28 protein-coding genes are annotated in these 20,434 nt (G+C 33.8%); 2 read left to right on the top strand and 26 right to left on the bottom strand.

All coding sequences use genetic code 11. The annotated features are described in order from the left end of the window. Positions 1-535 precede the first annotated feature (535 nt). Positions 536-670 carry an SEC-C metal-binding domain-containing protein gene (locus tag RTP52_RS20480; protein WP_312373033.1) on the bottom strand — a complete coding sequence of 45 codons (135 nt, stop codon included), beginning with the start codon at positions 668-670 and terminating at the stop codon, positions 536-538. Between the two features lie 196 nt (positions 671-866). Here RTP52_RS20480 and RTP52_RS19515 point away from each other — a divergent pair, with 196 nt between their 5' ends. Beyond that, on the top strand, positions 867-1,319 hold the full coding sequence (locus RTP52_RS19515) for a TM2 domain-containing protein (protein WP_312373032.1): 453 nt from the start codon (positions 867-869) through the stop codon (positions 1,317-1,319). Between the two features lie 28 nt (positions 1,320-1,347). Further along, positions 1,348-1,560 (top strand): hypothetical protein, encoded by a 213-nt coding sequence (locus tag RTP52_RS19510; RefSeq protein ID WP_312373031.1) that lies wholly within the window; start codon positions 1,348-1,350, stop codon positions 1,558-1,560. A 35-nt stretch (positions 1,561-1,595) separates the two neighbouring features. On the opposite strand, the gene RTP52_RS19505 is transcribed toward RTP52_RS19510, so the two are convergent. The 25 genes from RTP52_RS19505 to RTP52_RS19385 all read right to left on the bottom strand — a co-directional run bounded on the left by RTP52_RS19505 (position 1,596) and on the right by RTP52_RS19385 (position 20,330). Continuing rightward, positions 1,596-2,273, bottom strand: a complete 678-nt coding sequence (locus RTP52_RS19505) for a C40 family peptidase (RefSeq protein WP_312373029.1) — start codon at positions 2,271-2,273, stop codon at positions 1,596-1,598. Beyond that, on the bottom strand, positions 2,266-2,580 hold the full coding sequence (locus tag RTP52_RS19500; RefSeq protein ID WP_312373028.1) for an aminopeptidase: 315 nt from the start codon (positions 2,578-2,580) through the stop codon (positions 2,266-2,268). Before RTP52_RS19500 ends, RTP52_RS19505 begins: the two co-directional genes overlap by 8 nt. Then, the gene (locus tag RTP52_RS19495) at positions 2,570-2,788 is read right to left on the bottom strand and encodes a hypothetical protein (protein ID WP_312373027.1); all 219 of its coding nucleotides are present in this window, start codon (positions 2,786-2,788) and stop codon (positions 2,570-2,572) included. The genes RTP52_RS19500 and RTP52_RS19495 overlap by 11 nt, the downstream gene beginning before the upstream one ends. After that, positions 2,788-3,027 (bottom strand): hypothetical protein, encoded by a 240-nt coding sequence (locus tag RTP52_RS19490; RefSeq protein WP_312373025.1) that lies wholly within the window; start codon positions 3,025-3,027, stop codon positions 2,788-2,790. The genes RTP52_RS19495 and RTP52_RS19490 overlap by 1 nt, the downstream gene beginning before the upstream one ends. Before the next feature lie 61 nt (positions 3,028-3,088). After that, on the bottom strand, positions 3,089-3,220 hold the full coding sequence (locus RTP52_RS19485) for a hypothetical protein (RefSeq protein WP_312373023.1): 132 nt from the start codon (positions 3,218-3,220) through the stop codon (positions 3,089-3,091). Positions 3,221-3,233: 13 nt separating this feature from the next. Beyond that, positions 3,234-3,572, bottom strand: coding sequence for a hypothetical protein (locus tag RTP52_RS19480; protein WP_312373022.1), 339 nt, complete (start codon positions 3,570-3,572; stop codon positions 3,234-3,236). A 55-nt stretch (positions 3,573-3,627) separates the two neighbouring features. Further along, positions 3,628-4,218, bottom strand: a complete 591-nt coding sequence (locus RTP52_RS19475; protein WP_312373021.1) for a hypothetical protein — start codon at positions 4,216-4,218, stop codon at positions 3,628-3,630. Then, positions 4,218-4,652 carry a Panacea domain-containing protein gene (locus RTP52_RS19470; protein WP_312373020.1) on the bottom strand — a complete coding sequence of 145 codons (435 nt, stop codon included), beginning with the start codon at positions 4,650-4,652 and terminating at the stop codon, positions 4,218-4,220. Before RTP52_RS19470 ends, RTP52_RS19475 begins: the two co-directional genes overlap by 1 nt. A 295-nt stretch (positions 4,653-4,947) precedes the next feature. After that, positions 4,948-5,823 carry a BppU family phage baseplate upper protein gene (locus RTP52_RS19465; RefSeq protein WP_312373019.1) on the bottom strand — a complete coding sequence of 292 codons (876 nt, stop codon included), beginning with the start codon at positions 5,821-5,823 and terminating at the stop codon, positions 4,948-4,950. Further along, positions 5,807-6,904, bottom strand: a complete 1,098-nt coding sequence (locus tag RTP52_RS19460) for a tail fiber domain-containing protein (protein ID WP_312373034.1) — start codon at positions 6,902-6,904, stop codon at positions 5,807-5,809. The genes RTP52_RS19465 and RTP52_RS19460 overlap by 17 nt, the downstream gene beginning before the upstream one ends. 8 nt (positions 6,905-6,912) lie before the next feature. Continuing rightward, on the bottom strand, positions 6,913-8,004 hold the full coding sequence (locus RTP52_RS19455) for a hypothetical protein (protein ID WP_312373018.1): 1,092 nt from the start codon (positions 8,002-8,004) through the stop codon (positions 6,913-6,915). After that, positions 7,997-9,718 (bottom strand): hypothetical protein, encoded by a 1,722-nt coding sequence (locus tag RTP52_RS19450; RefSeq protein WP_312373017.1) that lies wholly within the window; start codon positions 9,716-9,718, stop codon positions 7,997-7,999. Before RTP52_RS19450 ends, RTP52_RS19455 begins: the two co-directional genes overlap by 8 nt. Further along, complete coding sequence (locus RTP52_RS19445; RefSeq protein WP_312373015.1) at positions 9,718-12,237, bottom strand: phage tail tape measure protein; 2,520 nt, start codon at positions 12,235-12,237, stop codon at positions 9,718-9,720. Before RTP52_RS19445 ends, RTP52_RS19450 begins: the two co-directional genes overlap by 1 nt. A gap of 233 nt (positions 12,238-12,470) precedes the next feature. Beyond that, complete coding sequence (locus RTP52_RS19440; protein ID WP_312373014.1) at positions 12,471-12,842, bottom strand: hypothetical protein; 372 nt, start codon at positions 12,840-12,842, stop codon at positions 12,471-12,473. An 11-nt stretch (positions 12,843-12,853) separates the two neighbouring features. After that, the gene (locus RTP52_RS19435) at positions 12,854-13,468 is read right to left on the bottom strand and encodes a major tail protein (RefSeq protein WP_312373013.1); all 615 of its coding nucleotides are present in this window, start codon (positions 13,466-13,468) and stop codon (positions 12,854-12,856) included. Positions 13,469-13,471: 3 nt separating this feature from the next. Further along, a complete protein-coding gene (locus RTP52_RS19430) occupies positions 13,472-13,807 on the bottom strand; it encodes a hypothetical protein (protein WP_312373011.1) in 336 nt (111 codons plus the stop codon). Between the two features lie 8 nt (positions 13,808-13,815). After that, on the bottom strand, positions 13,816-14,247 hold the full coding sequence (locus RTP52_RS19425) for an HK97-gp10 family putative phage morphogenesis protein (RefSeq protein ID WP_312373010.1): 432 nt from the start codon (positions 14,245-14,247) through the stop codon (positions 13,816-13,818). Continuing rightward, a complete protein-coding gene (locus RTP52_RS19420; protein ID WP_312373009.1) occupies positions 14,244-14,561 on the bottom strand; it encodes a phage head closure protein in 318 nt (105 codons plus the stop codon). The genes RTP52_RS19425 and RTP52_RS19420 overlap by 4 nt, the downstream gene beginning before the upstream one ends. A 14-nt stretch (positions 14,562-14,575) precedes the next feature. Further along, positions 14,576-14,878: a head-tail connector protein gene (locus tag RTP52_RS19415; RefSeq protein ID WP_312373008.1), complete on the bottom strand. Its 303-nt coding sequence runs from the start codon at positions 14,876-14,878 to the stop codon at positions 14,576-14,578. Continuing rightward, positions 14,850-15,032, bottom strand: coding sequence for a hypothetical protein (locus tag RTP52_RS19410; RefSeq protein WP_312373006.1), 183 nt, complete (start codon positions 15,030-15,032; stop codon positions 14,850-14,852). The genes RTP52_RS19415 and RTP52_RS19410 overlap by 29 nt, the downstream gene beginning before the upstream one ends. Positions 15,033-15,042: 10 nt before the next feature. Continuing rightward, entirely contained in the window at positions 15,043-16,155 is a 1,113-nt protein-coding gene (locus RTP52_RS19405) for a phage major capsid protein (RefSeq protein WP_312373004.1), read from the bottom strand. 34 nt (positions 16,156-16,189) lie between these two features. Continuing rightward, entirely contained in the window at positions 16,190-16,792 is a 603-nt protein-coding gene (locus RTP52_RS19400; protein ID WP_312373003.1) for an HK97 family phage prohead protease, read from the bottom strand. Next, the gene (locus tag RTP52_RS19395; RefSeq protein WP_312373002.1) at positions 16,776-18,074 is read right to left on the bottom strand and encodes a phage portal protein; all 1,299 of its coding nucleotides are present in this window, start codon (positions 18,072-18,074) and stop codon (positions 16,776-16,778) included. Before RTP52_RS19395 ends, RTP52_RS19400 begins: the two co-directional genes overlap by 17 nt. Positions 18,075-18,093: 19 nt before the next feature. Next, positions 18,094-19,773: a terminase large subunit gene (locus RTP52_RS19390; protein ID WP_312373001.1), complete on the bottom strand. Its 1,680-nt coding sequence runs from the start codon at positions 19,771-19,773 to the stop codon at positions 18,094-18,096. Positions 19,774-19,775: 2 nt separating this feature from the next. Then, a complete protein-coding gene (locus tag RTP52_RS19385; RefSeq protein ID WP_312373000.1) occupies positions 19,776-20,330 on the bottom strand; it encodes a P27 family phage terminase small subunit in 555 nt (184 codons plus the stop codon). Positions 20,331-20,434 lie beyond the last annotated feature (104 nt).

The raw sequence follows: 20,434 nt of genomic DNA, 5'->3' as shown, positions 1-20,434 counted from the left end.
CCTCCATAAGTAGATTTTGGTTATTTACCATGTCAACTTATGGAGGATCATATCAATGAGGGGCTATTTTTTATTCTAAGCATCTATAATTTCACTTAACTTTTACCGTAGAGGTCCATACACACTCCAAATCAAACGCTGCTATTTGTATATTTTTAACATAAAATAGACTTTGCCACCACAGCAATATAAAAATATATTGGGTCAAAGGAGATATTCGCAATCCGCTTACAGTACTTAGGAAGATAACTAAAATAATGCTACTCAAGGCTAATAGTATTACTTTACTAACTCTGTTTTGCCAGATTTTTTTGAAAAATTCAAACATAGTAAACACCCCTTTTGGCTTTATCAAATATATATACTCTTTTCAAAGAGCATACTACATATTTTACCAATTATCAATATCAGCTATCGATGTACTATTAGCTATCAAAATTTTATTAATAATCCCTCCCATTCTTCTCATGGTGGACAAAATAAAAAAAACAGGCAGCAAGCAATCAACTTACTACCTGTAAATACAGCATTTTCTTTATTTACCACAACAGAATTTATACTTTTTACCACTTCCGCATGGACATATAAATGTAGCACTTAATTGAACTTGCAATAACTTATAAGCTTTTTGCGTAGTTATCAATAGCTTAGAATCAAGTATAATAAGCATGTATTACAACTTATTGTTATTTATAGAAATATTAAACCATTTTATCATTGTGGACAAAAAGTGGACATTGTCCACCAATCATTGAGTTGCTAACAAGTAGTGCTTGGGAAACCAGGCACTTTTTGTATTGCCTTATAATTTCTATAATGGTAATATAATACTATATTATGGTTTATGCAAAATAGGAGGGGGTATTTTGAATTTACAACAAGAAGATATAAGTAATCGTAATAGCACAATGTCATTTCTTTTATGCTTTTTCTTTGGATATTTTGGAGCTCATAAATTTTATGTAGGAAAATGGATACAAGGGATAGTATACTTGCTATTTGGTAGCTCCGTATTCTTTAATTTTATTATCTCACCTATTGCTAAAAAATTTGGTTACTCATTGGCTATTAAATCAGTAGGTGTAAAGATTGTTTTAACATTGCTTGTAGGTGTTGCTATCCTATATGATTTGTTTGCTATTACACATGAAGCTAGTACTGATAAAAAAGGATTGATTGTTGTTAGTGGGAAACATAAAGATGAGATTTATGGACGTACAGAATCTGAGAAATTTAATGATAAGTTAAATACTGTTATTACAATCTGTGTATTTGTTATTTTTGCAATTATATATTTTGTATTATTAAATTTAGTGTAATACATATAAATTCGGAGGTTGCTGTCAAATGAAATTTGGAGTTAGAAAACCTAGTTATAAAAAGAGTTTTAGAGCACGTACAACTGGAAAAGCAAAGCGAAAGATAAAGAAAGCTCTTATACCTGGATACGGTAAGAAAGGTATGGGATGGTTGAGGAACCCAAAGAAAGCTGCATATAATAAAGTTTATAATAAAACAAGTGTTAGTCTATCTTCTATATTAAAAAACTTGTTCAAATGAAATAAGGCCCCTCAGCATAACCGAGGGGCTATTTTTTATCGTCCGAGCAAACCTAATATCTCTTGCACTTTTTTATCCGTTGCAGGTCCATAAACCCCATCCGTAGTAACGTCAATGAGTGCTTGCAACTCCTTTACATCATCACCACGCATATACGGAGAAGTTAACTTTAATTGTCTTTTCTTCTCTTCTGTGTATGTAATCCAAGGAAGTTTGCCATGCTTGCTCCATTTTCTTTGATAAGACATGTTAGTGATAGCGACTTTATTCAGGCTAGGAGCGCACTCAATACACTTACCATTGCCAAGATACAAACCTACATGGCCAGAAAACCAAATTAGCTCCATTGGCTTGATATTGCTCATGTCGGTGCTGATATCTTCACACAAATTAATAAATCCGTTCGCATTGGTATCTGGTACCGTATTAGATGCATACTTACCCATCTCTCCATCTTCCCAACCCCATAGAATGGCTTTAATTAGGTTCACACAATCGAATCCATAATAACCCTTGCCTACTAACTTTTTAAGCGTTGCAATGCGTGCTGTCGTGTACCACGTAGGAAGTTGTTTAGCCTTTTGGTCGATAATCGCATTAGTTACTAATTGTCCAGTACCACCATAAAGGTAGCATGTCTTAAAATTGGTAGCAATATCTAGGACTTTTTCCTTTAGCTGCTGATCCGTCATTAACTTCTTGTAATTACTCAATTTTTTCGCCTCCCCTAATTTGTGTTATTGCCTGTAATACCTTGTCATATCCCACCATGCTGCATAACCAACTCAATAAAATCAGCGCGATTAAGTATACCGCCATCTGAATGTTGAGAGCTACTTGAACCAAAATGACATAAGCAAAACCAACGAATACCGATAACACTATTGATGTAATTCCGGCTAGCATGTTGGAATAGTACGTCTTTCCTCTTTCATCTAAAAGTTTCTTAATTCCTTCCACGAAAAGACTGGTTAACACGGATACCACGAGTAACAACATTAAAAATACTTCAAATTTCATTATCCTTTTCCTCCGTTTTTGATTTTGACTTTTTGATACCAGCAAGCATCCAAAGCTCACCGGTTGTAAACGCAAACCATGCAGTTATTAGCATTGTTGGCTCACTTCCTGTTGATGCAAAAACATTAAGTGTCATATATGCAAATACCGCATTTAGAACAATAACTATAAATACAATAAATTTTGAATACTTCGCTTTTTTCTTCATTAGCTCACCTTCTCTAAATCTGCTATCCGGTGGTTTACCACCTTTAATTGTTCATCATGTACAGCATCCTTCTCCTCTAATCTAAAAACCCTCTCAACGACATTGTTATGTTTCTCAACTTTCTTTTCTAGTTGCTCTATTCTGTAATTCGTCAGCTTGTTTGCCGTCATAATACCTGCAACACTTCCAAAAGCAGTACCAACCAATGAAAGTAACGCTACTATTAAAGCTTCATTCATAAAGTCCTTTCCGCATACAAAAAGAGCGCATTAAGCGCCCATATGTATACTACTAATATTGTTAAATTACTAAATCATTGCAACCTTTTTCTTTTAATATCTCTTTTACCTTTTCTTTAAGTCCATTAGGTACATCGGAATATAATTCTTGTCCATTGATAACATCATTAGCCCATAAAGTCGCTAACGCCATAATATCCTCCTTTCTAAGCAAAAACTATTTGAGAAAGTTCTTTCGTGCATTGCTTGAGAAGATCTATCTCAGCTTGTTGAGCTTTCACCTGCTTTTCCAGTACATTGACATCTACTAAATTAACCGTTAATGATTTTTCATAAACATCATACGGAAAATTTATCTTCTTATCCTTGTACACATGCAAAGATTCTTCTGCTTCATTAATTATCTCGAATCTTTCAAGATTCTTTTCTGTAAGTTTTGCAATGATTTCTTCGGGACTTTGTTCTGTTGTGTCAAAGGATAATGAGTTACTTGTTGCACCTATAATCTCAACTAAGGTACCGTCTTTTAGTTTAATTTGTTCCATTTTTTCTCCCTTCTTTAAATAACACCAAAAGAAAAGCACCCCGAAGGATGCTTCTTTAATTATTTTTAGTTGCTGCAATTTCATCAATAAGTTCTTGATACACTTCATTTTCCTGTATCAATTTATTAACTTCATCTTTTAAATATATTAGTTCTGAATCACGATCTTTACAGCATGTAGAAGGTGGTATAATTTTCTTTAGACCTCCATATTTATCAATAGGATACATGTTGTGCTGTGGGTCTAACCAAATAACATAAAAAATATTTTCAACTAAAACTCCATGTATTCCACCTTTGCTTTTGCCAAACCTTATTTGATAAAACTCGCTATCATCCAAGTTATATGGAGGTTTGAATTGTGCTTTGTTACTTTCGTGATTATGAAATCTAATTTTCCCAACGCTTCTTGATACTATTTCATTTCTATCTTTATTTGAAATATCTCTGAGTGATTCCATCATTGTTAGAGTCCAATTTATACACGTTCCATCCAAATTAAAATATTCATGAGATAAATCAATAGATTCAAATGAAAACATAATATGCGTACTTCTATTTTTTTCTTTAATGGTTTTGAATTTTTCTTTTTCAGCAGGTAGTGATTTATTTTCAAGTGGCTTTTGCTTAGAATTGCCTAATTTCATTATTCATCTGCCATTTGTCTATAATATGATTTCATATCTTCTTTCGATATGATTTCATTTCCACCTTCCCACGGTCTTAAGCCTTCTCTTGCATTAATCCATGGATCCTCACTATGAGTAAGTTCTTCTAATTCATCACCATCTAAATCACCATACGTATAAAATACTTTATTTGCAAAGTTTAAAAACTCTTCCGGTATATTATTAGCTACTGATATCTTGGGTATCATATTATAGCCATATCCTCTATACTTACTATATAATTTTGGACATACAGGGCCATGAACCCATGCTTCAAAATCTTCTCGAATTAAATCCTCATCATATAATGCCAAATACCATGCTTTTGCGTAATAACATAGCTTTTGTAATTTTTTCGCTGTCATTGATTCTATGCTGAGAAATGCTTCTGCTAATTTAAATACATCATTCATACTTATCCTCCCCCTCAATAGTTAAACGATGTTTAAAATGTACATATTTACACCACAAGTTATATTACCCATAATAAAAACATAGGTATACTTTGGTATGCACTTGTATTACTAAGTATGCCTAAGTATTACTAGGTATTACTGAGTATTACCAAGTATGTAATGTAAACATTATAACTCATTTGGTAAATAAATCAATCACTAATGGTACATTTTAGTATAAAATCGTCAAGTATAATCATATATGACCAAGTTTGTACTTTTAACCGAGGGAATTAGTTCGTTAAATAATGATTTAATTAGTATCCCATATGAGAGTACCAAAAATAGTTGATCCAGCCACTAAAGAAGCTCCTGAATAATTACCTATTTTAATAGTTCCGTCTGAATATGCTAACACATGTATTAATTGACTTGTACTATCTTTTGCGCCCAAGCTCGATGCAAAAGATATAGGAGCATGAGCAGTATCAAATGTACCAACCGTAACTAGTGTTTCGATAGGTACTGTATTACCTACAGTTATTACATAATAATACACACATCTACCTAATTTCTTAATACACAGTCCGGCATGCGTAAAGTTGTTTGTAGCAGTTATTGTGATATTTTTGGTAACTAAAGATTCATTTAACGTGGTAATCTTATCGTTCAAAACCTTACCTTGTCGTGCATCTAATGCGAATCCTTCTTCTGTTGTTGCTAGGTTGTTTGCAATATTAACAACCTTCTGTACTGCTTCAAGTGCTTCCTGTGTGGCATCTCGACATTCTTCTAATGCACTTTCTAAGCTTCCAGAATAGCTACTTGGAGGGAATGAGTTATCATTTAATGAATCTATATCTACATAAAAAATAAAACAAGCAGAGGATAAACGCTTGTTATTAGAATCATATATTTTCAGGTCCGCAATTACCTTACCTGGTGATTGAAGTTCGTTACCAACAATATTGTATGTGCATGATTTTTTATCGCTATTAACTATCGCTCTATTCTCTACACTTAATCCACTTGCTTGCGTGAATACGATTTTTACTGTATTACCTGTTAAATCAAAATCGCTAATATTAATATTAAAAGTGATATTATTATCACCTTGGCATAATTTTATATTAGTATCAACTGGTTGATTACGTTCGGTACTTAGTTCTATGTTATAGGGTTTCTGCACCTGATACCCTCCTTTCGAATTCTTCAAGTCTTAATGCAAATTCATCTATAGTCTTTTGCATGTCAGATATTAACTTTCTATTACTTTTATCTCTTTTAACAAGCTTATCGATGGTTTTAACATTACGGTTTCTATCTTCGATTAGAATCGATATAAGTTCCTCGTACCGTAATCCGTAACCATATCCGTTATCATGTTTATACTTTATAAAGCAAGCAAATTCTTGCGATGAAATTCCACACTTTTTTAGTGCTCGTTCTACATCTTGTGCTATTAATCCAGTGTGATATCGGTCACTCTCTCCTTTATTAAACTTATAACGCTTTGGTTTAAGGAGTGATAATAATTTTATATACCGATTATCTAAGTTCTCTATGTCGTGTTTTTCCTTTTTGTCACTGGTAGATATTGTAGAGTTAAAAGCATATAATGTGTTCCATTTACGGTTTGTACTGCCTAAATTCATACTACCGTCTCCAGAAGGCCCAAAAATATTACTACCAAACATTTTGACATAATATGAATTTTCTCCACCTGCAAAATAGATTTTATCATAGCAAAGATGGTAACTATTAGCATATACATCACCCGAATATACATCACCAAACGTGTAGTTAGGAGTACCGAGATTAAATATTCCTGATGAGCTGGGTCTTAGTGCTCCATTATCTAAATATAGGATTCGGTTTGATTCTGAAGACGGTTTTAGCGAAGAATGGATGTGTTTAATATGAGCATAATCCGAGTGAGTATGTTGTTTAGATGCAAATAGTTCATTCGCTTGAGTCTGGCTCAAATATCCGTCTCCTGCAATCGGTACCGTACCCGAAATTTTATCTAGGATTATATAATTATCATTGATATGTGCAAGCAGAACAGTGTCATTCAAAGATGGATTTGACATCTCAAGCCTTTTATACTTTTTCTCGCTTTCATTACTCTCTCCGTAAAAAGTTATCTTGTAATATCCATCTTCGAAAAGTGAAGTAACCGTAGCTAGTCGGAAACAACGTTCTTTCTCTTTTTCATTTTCTTTTATCAGCTCATCATCTAAAATAGAATCATTTGCTGTTTCATACATACTACTCACTAGATTGGCACCACCTTTTTACAATAATGTATCATGTCACCGCCTGGCCTTAAGTCCATACTCCATGCTTCTTCGATATACTTCGCTTGCACGTTTACATCTTTATTTTTTACTTGTAGACAGGCCTCATGTCCATGGTGTGGCATTAATCCAGTCTTAAACCTTAGAGTTTCATAGGCTACCGAATTGGATGCCAGCTTATAGACCAACGCATCGAGTGAAGCTTGGTCAGCTATATCAGATACACTTGCAATATCTACAATCTTTCTTCCTCTATTTTGTATGCTTAATATATTCGTAGGATCATTATTCTCATAACTGCTTATCAGCATCCCTCTATCAGGATTTTCAAGATATCTAACAATTTTATTCGGTACATTAAACACATCTAGTCCTTGCTCAACACCCGTCTTGATTATGCTTTGGCTATCAGTTTCATAAGTATCTTCAATATCTCGTAATACTGGTAATTTGTATGGAATAGCTACAGCGATACCAATTTCATTAAAATGCAATTTACTATAATTAATGCTACTTAATAAGCTATTGATTGCATCAAGCTTACTGGTTCCAATCTCGAACTCTATGTCTGCCATAAGGATTTTATCTGATGGAGTAATATCATAGCTGATGATTCCTGCGGAAGATAGAATATTCTCAACCGCACCAGTGTAAATATTGCCCGCTTTTACACAATGCCTTACATCGAACTTATCTTCCTGTAATATTACAGACTGATCATACAGCTCACACCTTTTGCTTATTGACCTACCATTATGAGTTCGAGCTGGCGAACTAATGAGAAGTACGCCAAGAGGGAATGTTATTACTTCCTCTACATCATGCAAACTCATATGAATTTTTAGTCTCTCATCAATAGAGTTGATATCCGTAATTTCATTAATTGTAAATGTTCCAGTACGCATGATACTCATTCGTGTATCATAAGAAATACTACCTTGGGCAGATACTAACCCAAGGTAGTTATTATTCTTATCTATCAACTCATATTTAAAACTAATCTTACGATTACCAAGTAGCATACTTTTAACTTCTTCACGCGAATACTTATCGGTCGCAAGGCTATTCATTTACCTCAATCCCTTCTTTGTAAAACACTTTTGTAAAGGAAATATCTATGTTGTAACCCATATCAAGCATAGCATTCTTGCGACTTAGTCTCGTTATTTTACACCATAGCTTAATACCTCTATTATCACGGTAAAGAACTATTGTTGATGTATTAAACATCTTACGCAACTTTGCATATTGTTCTTCATTAATAAATGCATTGCGAGTAATAACTTGTCTCTCGTGTTCGCCATCTTCTACAACAGGATCCTTACGGCCAGAGTACTCTACTAAGTCAAATTCCTTAGAAAGTTCTTCCGCAAACGGAATATACCTTTCTTCCGATAAGTCTATTCTTATAATATCTTTAGAGTCACTTACGATAAATCCATTAGTTGTTGCTAATGCTACTACTTGGATTGAATCAGTAAATCCAACGTTGTATGCTCTCACAAAATATTTACTATGCATATTACATCTAATTGCAGTGTCGACATACTTTTTATCTGTTAGCTTTGCAATCAGAATAATTTCTTCTGTATCCATTCGGTATAAGTAAGCTACATCTGTGTTAAATTCAGCCGAAATATAAGCAATGTCCCCATTTATAGAAACCGAAACACTTGGCTTGTTTGGTTTGGCAGTACTAATCGTAAATATTCGGCTAGCAAAGTTACTCCAAAGGCCATAACTATTGATGGTTCTTAGTCGTAATTCATAATTGCCATCTGGTAAAAATAAATTAGGTTTTAATATTGTTTCCTTTGTAGATTTATCAGATTTATATATGACTTCCCCATCTTTTTTAATCTCAGCTTCATATCCAACTTGATCCGAAGCGGTCCATTCAATAACTGTTAAAGTATCATTTTTTATAGAAGTTATAACCGGCAGACTTGGCTTTCCTTTGACAACAAATAGAGATGAAGAAAAATCGCTTACTTGGTCTATTTCATCAATTGTTCGTAATTTCCATTCGATTTGTCCTGTAGTGAATGTATTAGCAGGTGCAGTATATGTTGATCTTTCAGTTGTTTCACTGCTTAATATATACCAGTTACTATCATCCGATCTTTTCCATTGAAGTAGATAACCTTTTTGCTTTGACTGGCTCATAGTGTTAAATGTCCAGCGGAATGTTAACTCTCTGTCAGAATCTACATATACATCGACTGGATATAAAAGAGTAGGTGGTACCGGTAGAACATCCTCATAATCAATTGTTAATATTGGATAATTGCTACTGTTTTCATTTGATAAGATGTATAAATCATCTATATTAGGATTTGGAACATTCACCATCACGGAAAATAGGTTATTTACAACGTTATTCGTAAATATTTCTGTAATGTCTCGTTCTTTTGTATAGCTTGTACCTGGATTTAAACTAACTGTCTGTATATCTAAAATCGGAGAACTTACACTTCCACGGTTTGCATAGTTTGTATAACTTAAATCTGCGATACTTGCACTTGCAGTATATGCACGGTAATACACAGCACCAAAACCAGACCCAACATCGGTTTTTATAGTAACACTTAGTTTCACACTATTAATTTTCTTAAAACGTAAAATATTAGGAATCTCAAACTGCAGAACAGTAGCATATCTAGTAGGATTCTTCTGGTCGGCTGGCCAGTTATCTGTCTTTAGCTTTGTAGCTGTTGAATGATTTGAATTGTCACCAATACTAATATATGTATCTACCGAACATCGTAGTGATTGAGTAGCCATTATAACCTCCTTGCAGCCATACGCTGACCTCTAATTATATTTATAAAGTCCTGTACTTCTTGTATTTCGTTAGCTCTTACATTTACATACACGTTGTAATTATCTCCTGACATTATAGATTGACTTTCTCTTGCATTGTAAATTCGGCTTCCTACAGGTGGATCAATAATCTCTGGACCTTCTTCTCCAACAACAGTTCTACCTCCGCTATAATACCTTGTACCAGATGCATTGTTCTTTAGCAATCCACTCTTTTGAGATGCACCTTGCAATGATGTTCCAACCTCTTTTGATGTATTCATTAATTCAGTTGCTGATGTCTTTGTTTCATTAAATATACTTGAAACAGACTTCATAACCCCTTTTAATATCCCTATTGCAACTACAATTGCAAGAATTAATATTAATAATGGTGCTAAACCAGATGTAGCAATTGCACCACTTGCTCCTAATGCAGCACTTGCTCCAGCTGCTGCTGTTGTAGCTCCTGCCAATGCTGTATTAGCACCTGCTGCTGCAGTAGATGCTCCTGCTAAAGTTGCATTAGCCCCAGCAGCTGCACTTGTGGCTCCTGCCAATGCTGCATTGGCTCCTGTTGCTGCTAAATCTGCTGCAGTAGATGCAGTTTGCGCTGCTGTTTTTATACCAAGCATAGTTGCTATACCACCTATAGCAAACTTAAAACCCGTCTGTATTAATGTAAGAGTAGTGGTTATGGTAGCCCAATTTTTCATAACTATTAGCATAATAGATATAACTGCAATTATCGCATATATTGGTGCTGGTATATTAGACAAAACAGTAAATACTGCACTTAATACTTCTAATACAGGGCTTAGTGTATCGCCTAGTTCAACCAATTTAGTTTTCATATTTTCTATTGATTTTTTAAATCTATCACCAGTACTATTTAAGTTTTTAAGATTTTCTTCTGTTTTTCCACCAGAATCACTTATACTTTGTAAGTTTGTAGAAAAGCTTTCAGCTCCACTTCCTGTAAGCAAAAGCATTGCATTTAATGCTTCTGTGGAACCAAACAGCTTAGCCATTGTTTCTGTGTTACCTCTACATTTTTGATTAACCATTTCTAAAAATTCAGCTAATCCCTTACTAGATAACGTTGTAGCGTTAAATTGAATATGTAGCTTGTCGGCGATTTCTCTAGCTTCTGCAGTTGGTTTTATTATATTGCTTATAGCAGCCTTTAATGAAGTTAGTGATTCACTTGCACTTCCATTTGTTAATGTTAGAGTCGAAACCGCAGCCAGCACTTCATCCAAAGAAATTCCAGCTTGTTGCGCTAATCCTGCGACTTTTCCGAAACTAGCACCTAACTCACCAACTGTTGTTTTACCTTTATCCTGTGTTTCAATAAGCTTGTCTGATATCAACGTAACATATTTTGCAGATATTCCATAGGAATTCATAATTGTCGTTAACACATCAACGGATGTCGCTGTATCAGTAAAACCAGCTTTTGCTAACTTAGCAGCAGCAAGCGTTACATTAAGAGAATCTGCAGTCTCAACATTTGAAGAAATACATTGATTTAACGCTTCTGCAATACTAACTGCACTTTGTCCAGTTTGTTTGGCAATTTCATATACACCCTGTTTTAAATTGTCAAACGATACTACTGTTGTATCAGCTATAGTTTTTACCTTGGACATGGAAACATCAAAATCGACATACGAAGTTAATGCTTCCTTAGCACGTTTTAAAGCTTCATTTAGAATATACAGTTTTCCAGCCATATCCGCTGCACTATTACTGTTTTTCTTAAATGATTTTTCTACGTTATCAGCAGGACTTTTTATATCATCTAACTTGCCTTTTGCTTCTGATAATGCATTATTCATCTTTATTAGCTGTACTTCATTTTCAATGTATTGTTGCTTCAAACCATTCAGCTGACTTTCTGTAGCATTACCACTATTATTAGCTTTGTCATATGCAATCTTAGTTATATCGAGTTTTTGAGCTTGTATCTCTATCTTTTTAGTTAACGCATCGATAGTCGTAGTAAGTCTCTTGTTCTCATCATCACTATCTTTTAGTCTTTCAACATTTAACCTTAGCTCACTATCAATCAATTTCATATTACTATCAAGTGAACTTAATTTATCAGAATAATCTTTTGTACTTTTTGTAGAGTTTTCTAATTTCTTTTTTGCTTCTTCAAGTGCATTATTCATTACAGAAAGCGACTTTTCGCTATCTATATACTTTTTACGAACACTATCTAACTGCTTTTCTGTTAATTCATTACTTTTTCCTACATTATCAAGAGCTGTTTTATTTAAATTAACTTTTTGTGTCTGTAAAGCGATTTTTTCGCTTAATCTCTGTACTTCTAATTCAGCTTTTGTTGTTTCGTCTGCATATGATTTCATTTGCTCTTGTGATAATTTAAACTCACTATCTAAGAGCTTCATCTTTCGATCTATGTCTGTAACACTATTCGACATTTGTGAGTAGTCGAATTGTAATGTTATCACCTTTTTGTAATTTTCACTCAACTAAACCCACCCCGTTATCTCTTTCATGCTTGTAATTTCTTGATTATCACCAGAGCCATTAGTGCTAAAATACTTAGACTTATATTCATAATCACTATAAATTGCAGCTTCCATTTGCTTTTCGTCATTGTAAATATCTATTAAAGTGTATATTTGATATAGAGGCGCATGCCAAAATTCATTTGACGAACGCCTCAATTTAATACAATAAAAATAAAAAAGCATGTCGAAGTCTACAACAATTTCTTGTTCACAAACTCCGTCATACTTTTTTTTTGATATTCAACGATTTCGGCTTTCTTCTCTTTCCCTAAACTATCTGTAAAGTCATTTATTAAATCTGTTAGAGTTTCAATGTCTAGGTTAGATACGATCATTCGAGCTTTCTCAATACTCATTTCTTGTTCATGCTCAACACTTCCTGCGTATATAATTCTTGCACATAGCTCTGTATAGTTTGTATTAAGAGATTCATTTAATCCATCTTCAAAGTCATTAATCAAATGATAAACTGCTGCTGCATCGAATGTTATATTTAAGTTTTTCCCGTCCTCAAACTGCAACTGTATTTCTGTTTTCGGTTTTACTGCGTATGTTTTTTTCATCCGTTTTCCTCCTATTCACCTGCAAATGTATTAGGTACATCACTTAAAAAAGCATCGGCTTTTTCATCTGTAAATGCTTCGTTTGCAGTATCACCGAATGCACGGATAGCTCCATCAAACGTACGAGGTATAAAAGAAATTTTAATACTGTCTGTAGAGTAATTGATATTGCTTTCTGATTGCTGTGACGTACTTGAAATAGGCTGTGCCTTTCCTTTTAACAACCAAACACATTCCCTTTTTCCATTTGTCTGTTCAACTTCATATCCAAATGCAATATACTTCGATTGATCACCCTTATTTTCTACTAAAATACCATCTACATATGTATTACCAAGCATTTCCGCTCTGTGTTCAATTGGTATTTTAGTGGAACCAAATTGCATATCAATTCCGGTTATTTTAGCACTATCATCAACCTTTGCACCATCACCGTACAATGTGCCTGTTGCCAATGTTGGGGTTATCTGTATTTCCATAGCCTCACCGAGGCTTTTAACTTCTCCATATACAGAAGCAGTACTATCATCAGAAGTTAATACGGAGTATACTGGTTTTTTAATATTTATCCTGTATGCCCTTTTACTTGGTGTTCCTGCAAAGAACTGCAAATTAACTTTTTTCATTCTTTATTCCTCACTTTCTATTATATAAAAACTGAAAGTAGCTCTATATAAATTTGCTTCTTTATCAAAATATTTCTCCATGTATGGCAGCGAGTAATATTTTTCATACTTAAGTGCTTGATATAATTTTTTAGCTGCTTCATCAAATGGATTCTTCGCCTTGTAATATAAATCAACTTGTACCTTTGATTCATCAATTACGCTTGAACCATTACCATTAAGCCCAGGCGATATGGTAAAAATATCTACGAGAGCGCATGGTACTGGTAATTTATCAAAGACACTATCGCACTTAATACTTAATGTACTTTTAATTAGATTTATTAATTTTTCTTCCATACGCTCTCCTAGATAGACTTGTTAATGGTTCGATTAATAATGTTATCAACATCATGGCTCGAATCACTTAGAGCATGGTCGATGAAGTGTGTAGCACGTGTATGAATCTTACCATTTCTAACAGTACCATCGTTCAAAAACCGCCACTTATATCCTGTATTCTTACCGCCTTGTATCTTTGCATACAAACCTCCGCTTTTATCACGTTTTACGGTGTATTTGACATCATCTTTCATATGCTTGTATGGTTTTGAACCATCGTAATTTTTTGCTGTATCATCGAGCTTTGAGCGGTCTAGTCTATTTTCTACGTTATTTTTGACTACGACTGCCATTTCTACTAATGATTCTTCCTCGTTATCAGCGATACTGTCTGGTATCATCCCTATCAGATCAGAGATTTCGAAAAAACAATTATTCCAATTCAAATCTGCTTTCATTTTGTATTCCAATCTTTAAATGTTGCTAAAATCTCTACATACTGCTTGCCATACCCATATTCATTGCTGTATTTAATATCAAAAATCATATCTCTAAAATGTATTTCCATATCCTTTGTAATTTGAGTTTTAGAGTGCCTTACAAGGAATCTAGTCTCTATGTTTTCAATATCAATATTGTTTCTTATAATTTCTTTTCCAGAAATGTTTGTGATTTTCGCCCAGCACTTTCTTACAAGGTTACTTTCCTCTGTCTTTTTATTGAAAGTTCTTATTTCGATACGCTTATTTAATTCACCAGGATTAACATTCATATAATCACCTACAATTACAATAAATTTGTACAATGCATCCCGAGTATAGTTTCAACTACCTTATTTACATTGCTTTTATTTACACTGCCATTGTCTACGTACATTGACCGATTTCCATGCATATCTTGGCATAATACATAAAGTGCGATAGTAATATCCTCGTGTGTATCTATCTTCTCATTATCTAACCCGGTATATGATCTAATATAAGCTTTAGCAGAATCAATAATCACTTGTATTTCTGTCTCTGTATATTCTTCTTCGTCAAGCCTTAAATAATCTACGATATTACTTACTTGAACTTCGCTTACCTTCAATTTTATTACCACCTTTCGGTGCGGTTTCGGTTACTTCTTCTATGAAACCAGCTTTTAAAAGGTCTTGGAGTACAACCTTATTATCGTACTCCAAGACATCACCTATTCTCATAGTTAAAGCACCTGCAAAACTCACTAATGCTTTAATTTTCATAAGCCACCACCTACACTGCTTTCGCTACAACGTATGCTTCATTATTTACTGGTTTTCCATCAAGGAACATAAATCCAAGCACTCCTTTTGCTCCCTGTGAAGCATAAACCTCATTAAGTATTTGAATTGTCATTTGTGGATTTACATTCGCTTTATACGCTCTGTTAAAATCACCGAACATGATCTGATAATCTTCTGTAACTTCTGTTAATAACACTGGCTTTCCTAAGATGTAGCCTACATATCCGCTTGTAAGCTCTGCTTCATGGAATAGATATTGTCCGTTTGCATCCTTTAATAAACGGATTGCACATAACGTATTTCTACTTACTAACCATTCAGCATTCGGCAAATATGGAGCCTTTAATGCATGGTAAATCTTAATGACCTCGTCTGCAGTAATAGCTGTCGCAGATGCTAATTTAAATGCAGTACCACCACTCATTAATCCTGTAGGCTGTCCTACACCGGTTCCTTTGATAATCCCTTCTTCTGCTTTTAATACAAAGGCATCAACCATCTGCTGCATAACTTCATTTGCAATTGGGAAATTTGCTTGATTAATAATTTCATATGATAACTTAGCTAGTGCACCTAATTTGTGGTGACCAATTTCAATAATATCAAAATCAGCACTTGAAGCTGTCACTTCCGCTAATTCATTGGTCCATCCTGCAGTAATCTTATTCTTTTCTACAATTTGCTTGTATGTTCCAGTAGAATTCACTTTTCCTACTGCGGAATAAATTCCGCTTAATTCTTCTACTTTTCTAATAATATCAGTAGAAAAATCAGAAGGAATAATATTTCCATTAGTAGTAGTTGTCATTTCTCCAGCTCTTACTTCTTGCCCGCGAACAAAAGCAGTTACAATGTCGGAACCTGCTCTTTCTTCCACTTCGATTTTCTGCTGTTCAACGATTCTCTTCATATCCATTGCTCTTGCCCTTTCCTCCCTATCAATTGTTCCATCAAGTGCATTGATTTTTGATTCAATTTCATCAAATTTCTTTGCTTCTTCCTCTGACATTGCTCTTTCCTCGGTATCTGCAGTGCTAACAAGTTTATTTAATTCTTCTTGTAAGTCTGCTCTTTGTTCTACTAATGCTTTTAAGTTTTTCATGCGTTCTATTCCTTTCTTAAATAAAATAAGCCGACTATTTAGCCGACTTTAATTTTTGGATTCTATTGTGGTAATCTGAATTATCATACTGTTTCTTTTCCTCTTTTGGTGGTGTTTCAACCATGACTTTTATTTTCTGCTCAACAGCTCTTTCTTCGATATCAACGTTTTCCTCTGCTCTTAATTCAACAGACGTTGCAGAATAAATAGGCTGCTTATTTACAACAAGTGTCAAATGATCTAAATCTAACTCTTTTACGCACCTTATTTGTAAACCATCTGCTCGCTCTTCCATTTTGTCTTTTACGTTGTACATTCCAAATGACCAGCCTTTTATTTTACCTTGCTTTGCAAGCTCGATAAGATTTTCATCTGTAATAAGTACATCGGCATGTAATCCAATTGAATCCTCGTACAATTCAAGAGTCCCATCATCTGTACTGGCATATATATGGGTCTTATCATGATCCACTGTTACAGTTATATTACCAGCTCTTTCAAGTGCTCTTTCAAATGCTCTTTCTTCAATTACTTCAATTACTTTACCCCTTGGAGTAATTACTGGGCGTGACTTCTTTTCAGTCACATTAACATATCCCTCAATATGTGCGCCATCTGCTCTAACTTCTATTTTCATCTTCTTCACCCTCTTTCATCAGTGACTCTTCTTCTATATTTTCTACTGTCCCTCTATTCGGCGTAAATATATCACCCGTTCTAGGATTAAAAAGAACGTCTTGCAACCCTAATTTCATATAGTTAAATCCAAAAGGCTCGTAATCTTCTAAATTTCTTACTTCGTCAGGTTGTAAGAAGTTATTCCTTAGTGCTATTTCATATGCTTCGTATCTCTCTTTAAGGCTTCCCCTTAATAGTTCCTTAGTATCAAATGCATAGTAAGTATTCTTCTTTTCTTTTTCCAACAAAAAATCCCTGTCTAAACTTGTTTCTAGGTCAGTTAGAATAGGAATAATACAATGTTTTATGAAGTTTTTATTATCTTGCTCGGATGCATTTCCTCGTATGATAGCATTCGGAACATTAATCAGCATTGATATTTCTGATGAATTAGTTAATTTTTGCTCATTTAACTGCATTTCAACTGATGAATTTGAAGCTTCTTTAAAGTCTAATCCTTTATTTAATACAACAACATTTTCAGATTCATCATTGCTATATAATTTAGCCCATGATGCTTTTAATTCATCGATTGTGGGCTGTTCTAATTTATTCTCTGACTTTAAGAACCCCCTCTTGTTTCCACCTTTAGCAACAAGTTTATTCTCGTACTTTAATGAAAAATACGCTACTGACAACATCAAAGAATTTTCTTTAATAATGCTCTTGCTAGTACATCCATCCTTTGTCTTTCGTAAAAATTTAAGAAATCTATATGGTGCATATGTATAGCCATTCACCAGAATGTTGTAGTCTTTAAATATTGGGTCCGTATTCATACTGATACTTACATTAGTCTCATCTACATAGTGTAAGCTCTCAACTTTATTACCATGCTTATTAATATAAGCATAACCACCTTTACCTAAGAAGTAATCTTCTAAGATAGCTTTCCAAAATTGCGTAGCTGTCAATGTATCTCCTGTACTATGATTAAGAAGCGTTAATCTATGATCGTCAGTTATTTCTTTTACTTCACCATCTATTTCTTGATACATCTTAATTGGTAAGCTAGAAATCGTATTTGCAATAACATTTATACTAGCTTGTAAAGATGGTATGTTCAGAGCTTGTGATTTTGAGATACTTCCAATCTTTAATAAAGATTCTAAAAATGTATTAAATGTTACACCAGTTGATTCCGATTCAGCTCTTTCCTCAATATTACTTTTTAAGATATTTGCTGTTTCCGCTATACTTAGTGTTTCATGCTGACCGGCATTCTTATTAATCAATCCCATTTCTATTTCTCACCCCCTTCTAAATAACTTGTACAACAAATCCATTATTTCCATTTAATATTTCTTGTTCTAGTAGATACATAGCATTAATAGTTGATACCACCATATCAACTTTCCCATTTGATTTTTTCTTGTTTATATAACGATTCATGTTTGTGTCATAAGTACACTTTGCATTCTGAAAATTTACTTCGTAAAGCCTATTTTCATCATACGAAAATTCTTTATTTAGTATACTTTCATGTAATAACTTAGTTGGACTATGTAATGTATCTGAGTGCTGTTTTATCATTACTGTTTCGTATCCTGCTTCTTCTAGCTTTCCTGCTGTCGATAAACAGTTATATCTGTCATAGCCAATTTGTAATATTGTAACTCCGTATTTTTCTTCTAGCTCTATTATGAATTTTTCGATATAAGCATAACTTACAGTTTCATCACCACATTCAAAGCAACCGCCTTCTCTTATAAACCTGTCATAGTCTGTTCTTTCAAGTTTATTTTTTTCTTCTTTTCTACCTGATGGGATAAATGCCCATGATTTTGCATGGATTGTACCATCCTCATAACATATCATCGATACAGAAACGTTATCATTTGTCATTGCTAAATCTAATCCGACATAAACGTCTTTTCCTTTCCATTCAAAAGAACTAGATACCTTGCATTTCCTAAGTTTTTCTATCTCAATAAACGCTTCACCACTGTTACTTGGTACGAAGTGATTCATATGTTTTGTTAGGTATTCTTCTCTTTCGCTCGGCTTTGCAAGTGCATTTTTACGACTGCTACGAATTTCATCATAATTTTCTTCGATTCGCAATGGATTGGCCATATAAAGACCTGTATCATCCCACAGGTGTTCTTCTGTTGAATAATAAAGAAGTGCAAAAAGCCTATCATCAAATTCTAGTTCTCTATATATTTTTTTAAGATAGTCAAGTTCTTCTAGCATAATCGACTTATCTTCTGCGTAAGCTGTAGTCAACTTAAACATTAAAGGATTTTTAACATTTAACTGACCTGATTTCATAGCAGCAATGTTTTTATTATCCTTAAATGCTCCTATCTCATCTGCAATAAACGCACTTGGCTTTATAGAGTTATTTGAATTAGCTTGTGCTGTTCTTGGCTGGTATGTACATTTTGTTAACGTACAAGTAACTCTACCGCTAAGTGTTTTAGGAACCACAAATCTACTACCGATATGTGGACTAGATTCTAAGATTTGTGAAATAGCTTTTTTTAGCTCGCCAGCCAAATCCCTGTCAACGCATATCGAATAGAATTCTGAATAGTTATCTTCTTTTAACATAAGAATAATAATGATAACAGCACAGATAAACGTTTTCGCATTTTTTCTTGGAATAAATAATGTTATGTCTCTATATCTAAATTTCTCCTTGTTGCTTTTGAATCTCCAACCGAATACATTGGCAAGAAAAAAGGCTTGGAAATTTTCCAAACCATCATATAAAGTTATACCAATAATATTAATACCTGTAGCAAAGTTCATTAATTTAAGTAGGTTATCAATAATATCTAACTCTTTAAAATCAAAGTAGAACTTAAAATCTTCCTGCCCTTGCTTTTCTAAATCATCTAAGAACCATTGACATTGCTTTTTAACCTCAAAAGTAGTTATTTCTTTTCCGCTAATACAATCTTCTGCGTATTTTACAGCCTTTTCATACAGCAATTTTACCCACCCCTTAACGCTATGAGTAGTGGATCATCTTTTTCATCTTCTACTTTCTTAGGTATACAACGCAAAGCTGCTGCTATTGTCATGATGTTTTCTTTTTCTATGTCGAGAAGCATTTTTCGCTTAGATTGAACTTGCTTATCTAGGTTAATAATCGTTGTTTGCATATTATGTTTCATTTTATAATAAGTACTCAGCGATATTTCCTCACTGTCAATAAGCTCACCTTTATTACTTGTTAGCTCCTGTAGGTCCTTGTAAAATGATTCTCTTTTTTCTTCGAAGTCATGACATTCAGCATATATTAAACAATATCTATTAATTACCGCTTCATTTATTGCATCATTTTTACTGATTTCTTTAAGCAATTTATTTAATCTTAAGAACTCTTTATGAGCAATTGGATTATTTTTTACTTCGTGGCGTTCCTTCATAGCAACACCAGTTGAAAGTGCTTCTTCCCCTTGTTTCCTTAGGTTTAACTCTTCTTTTGTTCTATGCGATTTTTTCTCACTTACTAATGCAATATATGGTTTTGCTGGTGTTGGCATAAGGCTTACCTCCTTTCAAGAGCTGATGTGGGAATTTTTTTTAAGTGAAGGTGGACAGTAGGTGTTAAGAAGGCCTCTTAAAATATTTTTTAACCACCGGGGGG

Source organism: Lachnoclostridium sp. (assembly GCF_031997925.1).
Lineage (GTDB): Bacteria > Bacillota > Clostridia > Lachnospirales > Lachnospiraceae > Lachnoclostridium.
This window is presented reverse-complemented; position numbering and strand designations above follow the sequence as displayed.